12 protein-coding genes and 1 pseudogene are annotated in these 13,692 nt (G+C 58.4%); 10 read left to right on the forward strand and 3 right to left on the reverse strand.

Features of this window, described 5'->3' with window-relative positions:
* The coding region (locus tag ACO6EE_RS05425; RefSeq protein ID WP_485959802.1) for a DEAD/DEAH box helicase family protein at nucleotides 1–1,117 on the reverse strand (1,117 nt) is incomplete at its 3' end.
* Nucleotides 1,118–1,344: 227 nt separating this feature from the next.
* Here ACO6EE_RS05425 and ACO6EE_RS05430 point away from each other — a divergent pair.
* From ACO6EE_RS05430 to ACO6EE_RS05445, 4 genes are all read left to right on the forward strand, one after another.
* Nucleotides 1,345–1,881 carry a gamma carbonic anhydrase family protein gene (locus tag ACO6EE_RS05430; RefSeq protein ID WP_485959803.1) on the forward strand — a complete coding sequence of 179 codons (537 nt, stop codon included), beginning with the start codon at nucleotides 1,345–1,347 and terminating at the stop codon, nucleotides 1,879–1,881.
* Nucleotides 1,882–2,039: 158 nt separating this feature from the next.
* A complete protein-coding gene (locus tag ACO6EE_RS05435) occupies nucleotides 2,040–2,228 on the forward strand; it encodes a hypothetical protein (RefSeq protein WP_485959805.1) in 189 nt (62 codons plus the stop codon).
* A gap of 273 nt (nucleotides 2,229–2,501) precedes the next feature.
* Nucleotides 2,502–3,119: a hypothetical protein gene (locus ACO6EE_RS05440; protein ID WP_485959806.1), complete on the forward strand. Its 618-nt coding sequence runs from the start codon at nucleotides 2,502–2,504 to the stop codon at nucleotides 3,117–3,119.
* A gap of 105 nt (nucleotides 3,120–3,224) precedes the next feature.
* Nucleotides 3,225–3,866 (forward strand): NAD(P)H-hydrate epimerase, encoded by a 642-nt coding sequence (locus tag ACO6EE_RS05445; RefSeq protein WP_485959808.1) that lies wholly within the window; start codon nucleotides 3,225–3,227, stop codon nucleotides 3,864–3,866.
* A gap of 113 nt (nucleotides 3,867–3,979) precedes the next feature.
* Here ACO6EE_RS05445 and amgK read toward each other — a convergent pair whose 3' ends face one another.
* Nucleotides 3,980–4,984 carry an N-acetylmuramate/N-acetylglucosamine kinase AmgK gene (gene amgK, locus ACO6EE_RS05450; RefSeq protein WP_485959810.1) on the reverse strand — a complete coding sequence of 335 codons (1,005 nt, stop codon included), beginning with the start codon at nucleotides 4,982–4,984 and terminating at the stop codon, nucleotides 3,980–3,982.
* A gap of 89 nt (nucleotides 4,985–5,073) precedes the next feature.
* On the opposite strand from amgK, the gene ACO6EE_RS05455 reads away from it, so the two are divergent.
* The 6 genes from ACO6EE_RS05455 (at nucleotide 5,074) to recG (ending at nucleotide 13,369) form a co-directional block, all read left to right on the forward strand.
* Nucleotides 5,074–7,356, forward strand: coding sequence for an LPS-assembly protein LptD (locus ACO6EE_RS05455; RefSeq protein ID WP_485959812.1), 2,283 nt, complete (start codon nucleotides 5,074–5,076; stop codon nucleotides 7,354–7,356).
* On the forward strand, nucleotides 7,353–8,306 hold the full coding sequence (locus ACO6EE_RS05460) for a peptidylprolyl isomerase (RefSeq protein WP_485959814.1): 954 nt from the start codon (nucleotides 7,353–7,355) through the stop codon (nucleotides 8,304–8,306). Before ACO6EE_RS05455 ends, ACO6EE_RS05460 begins: the two co-directional genes overlap by 4 nt.
* A gap of 192 nt (nucleotides 8,307–8,498) precedes the next feature.
* On the forward strand, nucleotides 8,499–9,554 hold the full coding sequence (gene alr, locus ACO6EE_RS05465) for an alanine racemase (RefSeq protein WP_485959815.1): 1,056 nt from the start codon (nucleotides 8,499–8,501) through the stop codon (nucleotides 9,552–9,554).
* Nucleotides 9,555–9,580: 26 nt separating this feature from the next.
* Nucleotides 9,581–10,516, forward strand: a complete 936-nt coding sequence (locus ACO6EE_RS05470; RefSeq protein ID WP_485959817.1) for an Imm51 family immunity protein — start codon at nucleotides 9,581–9,583, stop codon at nucleotides 10,514–10,516.
* A gap of 65 nt (nucleotides 10,517–10,581) precedes the next feature.
* Nucleotides 10,582–11,175 (forward strand): SMC-Scp complex subunit ScpB, encoded by a 594-nt coding sequence (gene scpB / locus ACO6EE_RS05475; RefSeq protein ID WP_485959819.1) that lies wholly within the window; start codon nucleotides 10,582–10,584, stop codon nucleotides 11,173–11,175.
* Between the two features lie 154 nt (nucleotides 11,176–11,329).
* Nucleotides 11,330–13,369 carry an ATP-dependent DNA helicase RecG gene (gene recG / locus ACO6EE_RS05480; RefSeq protein ID WP_485959821.1) on the forward strand — a complete coding sequence of 680 codons (2,040 nt, stop codon included), beginning with the start codon at nucleotides 11,330–11,332 and terminating at the stop codon, nucleotides 13,367–13,369.
* Nucleotides 13,370–13,550: 181 nt separating this feature from the next.
* On the opposite strand, the pseudogene ACO6EE_RS05485 reads toward recG, so the two are convergent.
* Nucleotides 13,551–13,657 (reverse strand): annotated as a pseudogene (locus ACO6EE_RS05485) (IS5/IS1182 family transposase); the annotation flags it as partial.
* Between the last annotated feature and the right edge of the window lie 35 nt (nucleotides 13,658–13,692).

Below are 13,692 nucleotides of genomic sequence, written 5' to 3' on the forward strand. Positions count from 1 at the left end.
GGAAGCCGTAGTCCACGAGGTTTTGCTTGCGCGATGCGTCGCCTTTGTACATGCCGCCGATTTGGGTAACGGTAACGTGGCTTTCGTCGATGAACATGATGGCGTTATCGGGCAGGTAGTCCATCAGCGTGGGCGGCGGTTCGCCTTCTTTTTTGCCGGAGAAGTGGCGGGAGTAGTTTTCAATGCCTTTACAGAAGCCCATTTCGTAGAGCATTTCGAGGTCGAAACGGGTACGTTGTTCGATGCGTTGTTGTTCGACGGGGCGTTGTTCGCGAGCGAAAAATTCGATGCGTTCACGCAATTCTTCTTTGATGGACTCGCAGGCGCGCAAGACGGTGTCGCGCGGGGTAACGTAGTGGCTGGACGGGAAGACGGTGTAGCGGCCGACGCGCTGGATAAGGCTGCCTGAAAGCGGGTCGAACATATCGAGACGGTCGATTTCGTCGTCGAACAAGCTGATGCGCAAGGCGTTTTCGGAGCTTTCGGCGGGGTACACGTCGATCACGTCGCCGCGTACGCGGAAGCTGCCGCGTTTGAAGTCCAAATCGCCGCGTTCGTATTGCATGGAAACGAGCGTAGCGATGATGTCGCGCTGCTCGATGGTGTCGCCTTCTTTGACGGACAACACCATTTGTTGATATTCGGTCGGGTCGCCGATACCGTAAATGGCGGACACGGTGGCAACGATAATCACGTCATCGCGCGTCATCAGGTTTTTGGTGGCGGAAAGGCGCATCTGCTCGATGTGTTCGTTGATCGCGCTGTCTTTTTCGATGAACAAGTCGCGGCTGGGCACATAGGCTTCGGGTTGGTAATAGTCGTAGTAGGAGACGAAATATTCCACCGCATTTTCGGGGAAAAACTCGCGCATTTCGGCGTAAAGCTGGGCGGCAAGGGTTTTATTGTGCGCCATGATGATGGCGGGGCGGCCGCTTTGCGCAATGACGTTCGCCATGGTGTAGGTTTTGCCCGAACCGGTTACGCCAAGCAGGGTTTGATAGGCAAGGCCGTCTGAAAGCCCTTCGAGCAGGCCGGCAATGGCGGTAGGCTGGTCGCCGGCGGGCGGGAAGGGTTGGTGGAGTTTGAAGGGGGAATCGGGGTATTGGATGATGTCCATGAGGCTACCTGAAAAAGCGCGGGCAAAAGAGAGATTATAGCGCTAATGCGAGTGCTTGCTGCTGGGGGGAAGGGAAGTTGCAGCTAGCCTTTTGTGGCCGGGAACGGGGTAGGGCGGTATTGCTATGTTGCCAGCCCGGTTCTTGCGCAGCTAAAACCACAGCCCGGCTATGCCGCCATCCGATTTTCAGGTAGCCTTGGCGGCTTGATACGAACAAGGAGTTTCCAATGAGCAATATCCGCCCGTATTTGGCTGCCGTGCCTCAGGTGCATGGCAGTTGTTATCTCGATCCGCTATGTTTGGTGGCGGGGGATGTGGTGTTGGCCGAGGAGGTGTCGGTGTGGCCGTTTGCCGTGCTGCGGGGGGATGTGAACAGCATCCGCGTGGGGCGGGGCAGCAATATTCAAGATCATGTGATGCTGCATGTGAGCCACAAAACGGACGACAAACCGGAAGGTTCGCCGCTGATTATCGGCGAGGATTGCACCATCGGCCATCATGTTACGCTGCACGGCTGCACCGTTGGCAACCGCGTGTTGGTGGGGATGGGCAGCATTGTGCTGGATGATGCGGTAATTGAAGACGATGTGATGATTGGGGCGGGCAGCTTGGTGCCGCCGCGCAAACGGCTGGAAAGCGGTTATTTGTATGTGGGTTCGCCGGTAAAGCAAGTGCGGCGGCTCACGGCAGAGGAGCTGGCGTTTCTGCCGTATTCGGCGGCGCATTATGTGCGGGTGGCAGAGGGGTATAAGGCGGGCGGCTGATGTTAGCTTGGTAGAAACTTGTCTTCTTCGGCTGCTTCATTTTCATTTTGCGGAAGTATGGTTTTCAGGTAGCCTGCTGTGCCGTAGAGGCTACCTGAAAATCATTGTGCTATTGTTTCCAATATTTGTTCTGTATTCAATTAGATGAAAGGAAAATCATGAAAACAACATATCGTTTGGCCGCTGCGGCGGTGTTGGCCGCCCTGTTATCGGCTTGTGGCGTCGGGGTGGGCGTGAGCGGTGGCGACGGCTATGTGGGTGCGCGCGGCTCGGTGGATTTGGGCAACGGCAATAGCAGCGTGACGCCTTATGGTAAAGTGGGCGCGGGGGTGGAGGTAACGCGCTAGGAAAGGGCTACCTGAAAGCCCAGTGTCAATGAAGCTAAAACACATTCTTTGCTACAAATGTACGTTTCGGTATATTGCTGCTGCGTTAGTTGAAATATTTTCAGGTAGCCTTTGCGGCCAGATTGAGTTCAATCCATTACAAGGAACATCATGAAAAAACATCTGCTTGCTATCTTGTTGGCGCTGGCTGCTCCCGCTGCATTGGCCGTGCCCTATCAGCCGCTGAACCCGCAAAGCTTGGTGAGCGGCAGCTCCTAGCATCCGCCGATTAATGTGAATATGCCTGCCGTGCAGCGTGCGTTCGACAATTTGGCTGCACATGCGGCGGAGTATCCCGTGCAATTTGATACCGATGCCGACCGCCGCCGTGCCATTGCCGATTTGCAGCCTTTGGGCGTGGTATTCGACAGCCTTGTGGAAAATAACACGCCGCGTGCCGGTGCCGCGCCCAGCCAAGGGTACTTGGTGCTCCTGCAAATGCGCGCCCGCCTAAACTGGATGGGGCACAACCTCGACCAAGCCGGCTATGCCGACCGTGCCGAAGCCGACTACGCCCGCCTGCTTGCCTTTGCTCCTGCCGCCGACAAACCCGCCGTGCAGGGCGAATTTGGCAACTTCCTTGCCTCCAGCGCCCGCATGGAACGCGCCATTCCCATGCTGCGCGCCGCCTACCAAGCCGGCCATAAAGAAAGCGGCCGGGATTTGGCCACTGCCCTGTTAACGCAAAACAAACGCAGCGAAGCCCTGCCGCTGCTGCGCGAATATGTGCGTAACTTTCCGCAAGACCAAAAAGGCCGGACCATCCTCAATGCGGTGGAACAGGGCAGGGTGGAAACGCACGCGGTGTATCCAAGCCATTTGCAGCGCATACCTAAGCGGCATCGGCATTAAAATGGTAGTGGGATTGAATGCCAAACAGGCTACCTGAAAATCTTCAGGTAGCCTGTTTGCCTAGAAGGGCATAGAATTTTGCCCACCCCAAAACAGGAGAACACCATGCCGCAGAATCCCCCGAAAATCTACACCGCCGCCCAGATGCGCGAGCGCGAACAGGCAGCGGTGGATGCCGGCACCAGCTTTTTGCAGCTGATGGAAAACGCCGGGCAGGCCGCCGCTGCCGATTTGCTGCGCCGCCTGCCCACACCCGGTCGTGCCCTGCTGGTGTGCGGCAAAGGCAATAACGGCGGCGATGCGTTGGTGATTGCCCGCGTGTTGCAGCAGCACGGCTGGCAGGCCGATATTGTGCTGCTCTTGGGCACGACGCTGTCGGATTTGGCCGAAACCAACCGCCAACACCTCCAGGGGTTGGGGAGTATCCGCTTCCTGCCGGTTGAGGCATTGCCTGCCGCGCTGGAGCAAGGTTACAGCTTGGTTATAGACGGCATTTTCGGCACCGGTTTTTCAGGTAGCCTGCCACTTGAGGCTGCGGAATGCTGCCGTCGGCTCAATCATGCAGCTGGCTATAAAGTGGCGCTCGATATCCCCACCGGCCTCAACGGCGACACTGGAGAAGCTGCCGCCGATACCTTCCGCGCCAACCTCACCTACGCCTTCGCCGCCCTCAAACCCGCCCATGCCAGTCCCATCGTGCAGCAGTGGTGCGGCGAGATTGTGTGTTTGGATATCGGGATTGATTAGGCGAAATAGCTGAGCAAAGGAAGGCTACCTGAAAATGATGTCTTGGCGTAGCCAAGGCTGAGTTTCTGCGAAGCTAAAGTCTAAGCTGCAACGATGTTATAACCGTTCAACGTTTAAAACGTATAGCCGGTTCGCAGCTCTTCGTCGCCCACCAGCTCGAGCAAGAGTGCATAGAGCGGGGCGAGTTCGCGGTAGCGACGGGTGGTGCGGCGCAGATAGTTGAGGAAGCGGGGGATTTCGGGGCGGTATTTCCCTTTGCTGTCGCGGTGCCACAGGCGGGCGAATATGCCGGCCACTTTCAAGTGCCGCTGCACGCCCATCCATTCGAAATCGCGGTAGAAACGGTCGAAATCGGCGGGCACGGGCAGGCCGGCGGCGCGGGCTTTTTCCCAGTAGCGTACGGCCAAATCAATCACAAACTCTTCCTCCCATTCGATAAATGCATCGCGCAGGAGGGAAACCAGGTCGTAAGGAATCGGGCCGTAGAGCGCATCTTGGAAATCCAGCACGCCGGGTCGGCCGGGGGTGAGCATCAGATTGCGTATGATGAAGTCGCGGTGCACATATACTTGCGGCTGGGCGGTGAGCACGGGCAGGAGTGTATCGAGCGTTTGCTGCCACAGCTGCTGTTGTTTGAAGTTCAGGTTTTTGCCCAGCTCTTTGGCCATAAACCAATCGGGGAACAGCTGCATTTCGCGGCGCATTACGGCTTCGTCGTATTTGGGCAGTACGCCGGGGCGGCTGGATTTTTGCAGATCGATTAGTGTGTCGAGTGCGTCGAGCAGCAGGGCGCGTTGTACTTCGGGGCGGGTGTCGTGCTCCAGTGCGGCCAAGTAAGGCACTTTGCCGAAGTCTTCCAAGGCGGCGAAACCGTGTTCGATATCGTGGTGGAACACTTGCGGCACATGTACGGCGGCAAAAATCTCGCGCACGCGCAAATAGGGTTCGATGCTCATTTTGTCGGGCGGTGCGTCCATGCAGACCACGCTCTCGCCGTTTTCAAATACGGCGCGGAAATAGCGGCGGAAATCGGCATCCGCTGCGGCGAAGGAAAGGGTGAAATCCCGCTGCGGATAACGTTTCTGCAGCCAGTTTTGCAATTCTTTTTCTCGTTCCATGATGTTTTTCGGGTTAAAATATGCGCCATTTTAAACCCGCTGTAAAAAATTGGGGTGATTCTTTGTCTTGCTTTTTCCGATTGAGCCCGATGGCAGCCGCTGTGCTGACCGGTTTGAGCCTGCCAGCCCTGCTGCAGGCCGAGCCTCTGTCGCTGGCGGCGGAGGGCGGCGCAGTCTGCCACCGGCCGAACGCGCCCAAACAAATGATTGCGCCGGTGAAAACCAGCGGCGAAGGCACGTTGGCCGAAGGGGCTACCCGTGTGAATGCCGACCGTGTGATCGGCCAGAGCGACGTGCGCGTGCGCGCCGAGGGTGATGTGGTGGTGGAGCGTGGCAACCAGGTGCTCAACGCACAATGGATTGACTACAATCAGCCGCAAGATACCGTGCAGGCCGGCAACCGCTTTACGCTGGAGCAGGGCAGCGGGCGCGTGAGCGGCGAGAACCTGCGTTATAAGATGGACACTCGCCAGGGCGAGGCCACCAATGCCCGCTTTGAAGCCGAAAGCAGCAGCGGCCGCCGCCTGCAGGGCACCAGCCAAACTCTGCGGATGGATGGAGAAAACCGTTACCGCCTAGAAAACGGCCGCTTCAACACCTGCAATCCGGGCGACGAAAGCTGGTATATCCGTGCCAAAAGCATTGAAGCGGACTACGGCCGCAATGTCGGCGTGGCGCGCAATGCCTCGCTAGTGGTGGGCGGTGTGCCGCTGTTTTACACGCCGTGGATTGATTTTCCGCTCAATGGCAACCGAAAAAGTGGCTTTTTAGTGCCCACCTTTAAAGCCGGTTCCGACGGTGTGGAAATCACTGCCCCCTATTATTTCAACCTCGCCCCGAACTACGACTTCACGCTTACGCCCAAGCTTTATAGCCGCCGTGGTCTGCAGCTGGCCGGTCAGTTCCGTTATCTGCAGCCCAAATATCAGGGCGACATCAGCTTGGCCGTGTTGCCCGCAGACCAACTCAGCCAGCACGATACCCGCAGCAAAATCGATTGGGACCACCAACACCAATTCAGCCGTACCCTTAGCGGCGGTGTGGATTTCCACCAAGTATCCGACGACGATTACTACCGCGATTTCTACAACCGCACCGACATTGCCACCAATGTCAACCTCAACCGCCAGCTGTGGTTGCGCCACCAAACTGAATTGTGGACCGGCCGCTTTGACAGCTACGCCACCGTGCAGAAATACCAAACCCTGGCCAATGCCGACGGCTACAAAGGCGACCAACCTTATTCACTGTTGCCGCGCCTAAGCAGCCAATGGCAGAAGCGCTTCGGTATCGTCAACTTCCAAATGTTTGGCCAATACAGCAACTTCCGCCACGATAGCAAACAGGAAGGTAGCCGTTTGGTGCTCAACCCCAGCGTGAGCGCGGAATTCAACCGCAGCTGGGGCTATGTCCGACCCAAGCTCGGCTTGCACGCCACTTATTACAACCTAGACAGCCATAACGGCGCACAGGCACGCAATTTCAGCCGCATATTGCCCACCTTCAGTGTGGATAGCGGTATGGTGTTTGAGCGGCCGGCCAGCTGGCAGGGGCGTGATTATGTGCAAACCTTAGAGCCGCGCCTGTTCTACACCTACATCCCAACCAAGCAGCAAAACGACATTCCGCTGTTTGATACTGCCGAAAACAGTTTCAACTACAGCCAGCTGTTCCGAGAAAACCGCTTCTCCGGTCACGACCGTATCAACGCCGCCAACTTCCTCACCATGGCGGTGCAAACCCGCCTGTATGATGCCCGAAACGGCGCAGAACGTTTCTCTGCCGGCCTTGGCCAGCGCCTGTATTTCACTCGTGACGACGTATTGCTCGACGGCAGCCGTGTGCAGCGGCGCAGTGGCCATTCCGATTTGTTGGCCTTTGCCGACGGCCGGGTCACCGACAATATCTGGCTGAACAGCGAAGTGCACTACGACACCAGCCAAAATGCCGCGGCCAAATATCATCTTGGCCTGCGTTACAGCCCTGAGCCCGGCAAAACCGTGGGTGCGCGCTATCAATATCGCCGCTACGGCGAAATCTACGACGACGTATATGGCAAAGTACGCCGGGCCGATGTGTATTTCCAATGGCCGGTGAGCCGCAATCTTTACCTAGTGGGCCGCCACAGCTATTCCTTCAGCGAGCATAAGCCAGTGGAACACCTTTTGGGCATGGAATACATCAGCGGCTGCGGCTGCTGGAGCTTGAGTGCCGTCGGTCAGCATTATGTAAACGGCGTGAACTCCAGAAAAAACGCCTTCTTCCTCCAGCTGCGCCTGCGTGATTTAAGCAGCTTGGGCAACAATCCTTTTGAACAAATCCGCCAGTCGATTCCTGGCTACACCAACATTGATGAGGTAATGCGTAAATGAAAATGAAAACTTTGGTTTTGGCGCTGGGCATGAGCCTGGCTTTTCAGGTAGCCTCGGCCAACACCGTGCGGTCGGTGGACAACATCGTGGCCGTGGTGGAGAGTGAAGTCATCACCCAGCGCGAGCTTGATCAGGCCGTGGCCCACACCCGCAGCCAAATGCCGCGCGGCACGCAAGTGTCCGAGCAGGAATTGCAGCGGCAAACCCTGATGCAGCTGGTGAACCAATCACTTTTGGTGCAGGCCGGCCGACGCAACAATATCCAAGTGCCGGATGCCGAAGTGGAAGCCGAAATTGCCCGTATTGCCGCTTCCCGCCGCCAAAGCGTGGCTCAGTTTGAAGCTGCCCAAGCCCGCTTCGGCATCGACAAAACCGCCCTGCGCCGCCAAGTGCGCGACAGCATGATTGCCCAACGCGTGCAGCAGGGGCAGACTGCCAGTGAGGCTAAAGTGAGCGAAGACGAAATCAATGCCGCTATCGCCCGCGCCCGTGCCCAAGGCATCGCCCTTCCGCAGGCCACGCCCAAAACCCAATATCATGCCCAGCACATCCTGATTGCCAGCCAAGGCGAACGTGCCCAGCGGCTGGCGCAACGCTTGGCGCAAAATGCCCAACGCGGCGCCGATTTTTCCGCCTTGGCGCGCCAGTATTCGCAAGACAGCAGTGCTGCCAACGGCGGCGATTTGGGCTGGCTCTCCGAAGGCGAAACCGTGCCCGAGTTCGAACGTGCCATGCGCGGCTTGAAACCCGGCCAGGTGAGCGCGCCGGTACATACCCAGTTTGGCTGGCACGTGATCCGCCTGGTGGAAGCCCGCACGCCAAATACGCCCGATGCCCGCATCCGCGCCGGTGTGCACGATGCCATCGCCGAGCAGAAAACCCAAGCTGCCATGCAGAGCCTGCTCCAGCAGCTGCATCAAAACAGCTTTATTTCCATTCGGATGCAGTAGGCAGATTGGCCGCATGGGATGATTGGCCTATCCTTTGCGGCCAATTTACAGGCTACCTGAAAGTTTCAGGTAGCCTCAAGTTCGACCAATTTGCTGTTGCAGGCCATCAATGCCGTATTTATTTTTCAGGTAGCCTTTAAAGGCTACCTGAAACCCATACCAACCCTAACCGATAGAGAATAGAGACCCGCCATGCGCCCGCTTACCGCCACCATCCGCCTCAGCCACCTGCGCCACAACTACCAACTGCTCAAACGCCTGCACGGCAATAAAATGCTCGCCGTGGTGAAAGCCGATGCCTACGGCCACGGTGCCGTGCGCTGCGCCCGTGCGCTGGCCGATTTGGCCGACGGTTTCGCCGTGGCCACGTTGGATGAGGGCATCGAACTGCGCAAAGCCGGCATCAGCGCGCCTATCGTGATGCTCGAAGGCGTGTTTGAGCCCGCCGAATACGCCGCGGTGGACGAATACCGCCTGTGGCCGGGCGTACAAAGCCAATGGCAGCTCGAAAGCCTGCTGGCGCACCGCTGGCGCGAGCCGGTAACCGTTTGGCTGAAAATGGATTCCGGCATGCACCGCGCGGGTTTCTTCCCGCAAAACTTCGCCCCCGCCCACCAAGCCCTGCGCCAAAGCCCGCAGGTGGCGCACATTGTGAACATGACTCACTTCGCCCGCGCCGACGAGCCGGAACAAGCGATGACCGCCGCCCAGCTGGCCGCCTTCGACACCGCCGTGGCCGGCCTTTCCGGAGCACAGAGCCTCGCCAATTCTGCCGCCATCATTGCCCACCCCGCCGCCCGCCGCGACTGGGGGCGAGCCGGCATTGCCCTCTACGGCATCGAGCCCTTTCCGGGAGCCTGCCCCGAGCTCAAACCCGTGATGCGCCTTACCAGCCGCATCTTTGCCGAACGCACCCTCCAGCCCGGAGAGCCCGTCGGCTACGGCGCATCCTTCATCACCGAACGCTCCACCCGCATCGGCATTGCCGCCTGCGGTTATGCCGACGGCTACCCCCGCACCGCACAAAACGGCTGCCCGCTTACCGTAAACGGCCAACCCAGCCGCCTTATCGGTCGCGTGAGCATGGATATGCTCGCCGTCGAGCTCGACCACCACCAAGGCGTGGGCAGCGAAGTGGAGTTGTGGGGCGACGCCGTTTCTGTAGCCACCGTGGCCCAATCCGCCGGGACGATTTCCTACGAGCTGCTGTGCCACATCAAACGGGCCAACTATGTGTATCAAGAGTAATCAATAAGTTGAAGGCTACCTGAAACATGAGCAACCCTTTCTTCCCCTGCCGCTTCATTAGCCGTGAAGAGCAGCAAACTGACTACGACACCGTTATCACCTCTGATTTCCACTATTTTGACAGCTATTTTGGTGATAAAGGTTGCGCGGGCTATGGCCTGCAACAGCTCGCCAAAAAACTTGCCAAGCAGCATCAAATTAAAGAGCTGCACTTCGATTCCGAAGCTGGTATGTTTTGTGCCTATTCCGCCAACCGCGAAAGTTTGCTGCGCCTGTGCCAAGCCCTGCGCAAAATCAGCGGCGAAGAAAGCCAGCACACCGCCCCTGCCGCCGCCAAGCCCAAAATCTCCGTCGAACGTGCAGATAATCTGCTGCTGCGCGGCTTCATCCTGCGCCTTGACCAGACCAAACAGCAGGAATTTCTCGATAACGTACCGTTTCCCGCCCTGTCGCCTGCCCATGCAGGCTATATAGCCGCGCTGGAGAATGGCACGGAAGAAGAAAAAATCCGCGCCGTCAAACGTATCGAATCCGAAGCCCGCAGCCAAACCCGCCGCCGTGCCGACAGCTATCTTGCCCACCCGTACCTTATCAGCCTGTTGTTGGCCGTACTGGCGCATCAGCCCGGCGAAAAGCTGCATTTGGAAATACTTTATGCCCTTAGATCTGTTTGCGACTGGCACTTGCCTGATTTGCGTTGTCGCGAAGCCTTCTACCAAGCCCTGACGCACAAAAAAGCCGCATTCCGTTACGCGGCGCTGTACGGATTGTTATTCCTGTATGAATTTGATGTGGAAAAAGTTAAGCCGCTGCTCCATGACAAAGCCAAAGCCGTGCGCGAAGCTGCCGAATACCTTCTGCGCCAGGATCAGCCCAAAGACAAAGCCGAAGACATTTTCCTCTGGAGATTTGACGATAAAGCCATCAACGCAATCCGTAAGGAATGGAAACGGGCTACCTGAAAAAAGCAGCCCGGCATTCATACCCAACGTTTTGCCAAACCCGCCCAACACACATCACCCCACCCATGCCGCACACCCTTTCCCCCGAAAGCCTGATCGAAGCCGCGTTGCTCACCCAGCCCGAGCCGCTGCCCGAACGCCGCCTGCGCGACTTGTGCGAGCCGCCGCTTTCTGCCGATAAGCTCGAAGACGTGCTCGAAGCCCTGCAACAACGCTGGCAGGGCAGGGCGTTGCAGCTGGTGCGCACCCATGAGGGCTGGCGGTTTCAGGTAGCCTCTGCCGCCTTCGAGCGGCTCGGCAACCTGGAAGAACAGAGCACGCCGCGCTACTCTCGCGCGGTGATGGAAACCTTGGCCATCATCGCCTACCGCCAGCCGGTTACGCGCGGCGATATCGAAGCCATCCGCGGCGTGGCGGTGTCGCAAAACGTGATGCAAACCCTGCAGGAACGCGGCTGGATAGAAAGCGTGGGCAAGCGCGACACCATCGGCCGCCCAAGCTTGTGGGCCACCACCAAAACCTTCCTCACCGATTTGCAAATCGACACCCTCGAATCCCTGCCGCCCCTAGCCGAATTGGGCGAATTGGTGTTGCCGGAGTTGGGTGTTTCCGGCACAACGGCAGAAGAAGAGGTGGCAGAAGAAGAGGCTGCGGAATAGGGCATTCAAGCGCGGCCAATATTTTCAGGTAGCCTGATGAAGGCTACCTGAAAAACATCTGCTCCAGTACAATCCCGCCATCTTTCTACTCCGCACAAACCCACGCTTTAGCTTCGCAGAAACTCACTTCGTTCGTTTTCAGGTAGCCTTATCCATGAGCGCCGATTTCAAACAACAACTCAAGCTCACCGACGCCACCGCCGGCAAGCTCGCCAAGCTGCATATCCGCAGCCTGTGGGATGCCGTGCTGCACCTGCCCCTGCGCTACGAAGACGAAACCCACCTCACCCCCATCAAAGACGCGCCCGTGGGCGTATCCTGCCAAGTGGAAGGCGAAGTGGCGCATCAGGAAATCCAGTTCCGCCCGCGCCGCCAGCTGATTGCCCAAATCCGCGACCAATCCGGTAGCGTGCTGCACCTGCGCTTTATCCATTTCTACCCCAGCCAGCAAAAACAGCTCGCCGTAGGCAAACGCATCCGCGCCATCGGCGAAATCCGCCACGGCTTTTTCGGCGACGAAATGGTGCATCCCAAAATCCGCGATGCGGCAAGCCAAAGCCTGGCCGAGAGCCTCACTCCCGTGTATCCCACCGTGTCCGGCCTCGGCCAGCCCACGCTGCGCCGCATTATCCGGCAAGCCCTCGTTCAAACCGATTTGGCCGACACGCTACCTGAAAGCCTGCTTGCCCAGCTCAAGCTGCCGCCGCTGGCCGAAAGCCTGCACCTTCTGCACGCGCCGCCGCCCGAATACAGTATCGGCCAATTGTCGGACGGCAGCCTGCCTGCCTGGCAGCGGCTGAAATTTGACGAACTGCTCGCCCAGCAGCTTTCCATGCGCCTGGCTCGTGCACATCGACTCAGCGGGCAGGCCATGCCGCTGGTGGGCGACGGCAGCCTCGCCAAACCGCTGGTGCAGAGCCTGCCTTTCGCCCTCACCGCCGCTCAAGATCGCGTGCTGGCCGAAATCCGCCAAGATTTGGCGCAGCAGCACCCGATGCACCGCCTGCTGCAGGGCGATGTGGGCAGCGGCAAAACCATCGTGGCCGCGCTTTCTGCGCTGGCGGCCATCGAAGCAGGCGCACAAGTGGCCGTGATGGCACCCACCGAAATCCTCGCCGAGCAGCACCACATCAAATTCCGCCAATGGCTCGAGCCGCTGGGCATCAGCGTGGCCTGGCTTTCAGGTAGCCTCAAAAAGAAAGAAAAAGACCAAGCCAAAGCCGCGCTGGCCGACGGCCGTATTCGCTTGGCCGTGGGCACGCACGCCCTGTTTCAAGACGATGTATCTTTCCAAAACCTCGGCTTGGTGATTGTGGACGAGCAGCACCGCTTCGGCGTGGCGCAGCGCCTCGCCCTGAAAAACAAAGGCCGCGACGTGCACCAGCTGATGATGTCCGCCACCCCCATTCCGCGCACGCTGGCCATGAGCTTCTTTGCCGACCTCGATGTTTCCGTTATCGACGAGCTGCCGCCCGGCCGCACGCCGATTAAGACCCGCTTGGTCAACAACATCCGCCGCCGCGAAGTGGAAGGCTTTGTGCTGGCTACCTGTAAAAAAGGGCAGCAGGCCTATTGGGTGTGCCCGCTGATTGAAGAGAGCGAAGTGCTGCAGTTGCAAACCGCCACCGATACGCTCGCCGAGCTGCAGGCCGCCCTGCCCGAGCTCACCGTCGGCCTGGTGCACGGCCGCATGAAAAGCACGGAGAAAGCCGCCGTGATGGCCGAATTTGCCGCCGGGCGCATCCATGTGCTGGTGGCCACCACCGTGATCGAAGTGGGGGTGGACGTGCCCAACGCCGCCCTGATGGTGATCGAACACGCCGAGCGCATGGGGCTTTCCCAGCTGCACCAATTGCGCGGCCGGGTAGGGCGCGGCGCCGCGGTATCCAGCTGCGTGCTGCTGTTTGCCGAGCCCTTGGGCGACACCGCCAAAGCCCGCCTCAAAGTGATCTACGAAAACACCGACGGCTTTGAAATCGCCCGTCAAGACCTCAACATCCGCGGCCCCGGCGAATTTCTCGGCGCCCGCCAAAGCGGCCTGCCCATGCTGCGTTTCGCCGATTTGGAGCAAGACCTGCCCCTCTTGGAAGCCGCCCGCCAGCTCGCTCCAGAACTCATCGCCCACCACCCCGATATTGTGGAAAAACACCTGGCACGCTGGCTGGCCAGCCGCGAAGGCTATTTGGGCGTGTGAACGGGCAAAGGCTACCTGAAAGCGAAGCTTCAACGCAGTTAAAACGAACGAAGTGAGTTTCTGCGAAGCTAAAGCGAAGCTTCCACAGGAAGACGTTTTTGCGGGGTTGGAATTTCAGGTAACCTCTTTAATTGATAAGGCTGCCGTGTGTTTCTAGCCACAACATCTTACCCAATGCGGTGTATAGTGAATTAAATTTAAACCAGTACAGCGTTGGCTCGCCTTGCCGTACTATTTGTACTGTCTGCGGCTCGCCGCCTTGTCCTGATTTAAATTTAATCCACTATAGTTTTCCTGCCGTTTGCTTGCGGTTCGCTAAAATA

Source organism: Eikenella sp. (genome assembly GCF_057315495.1).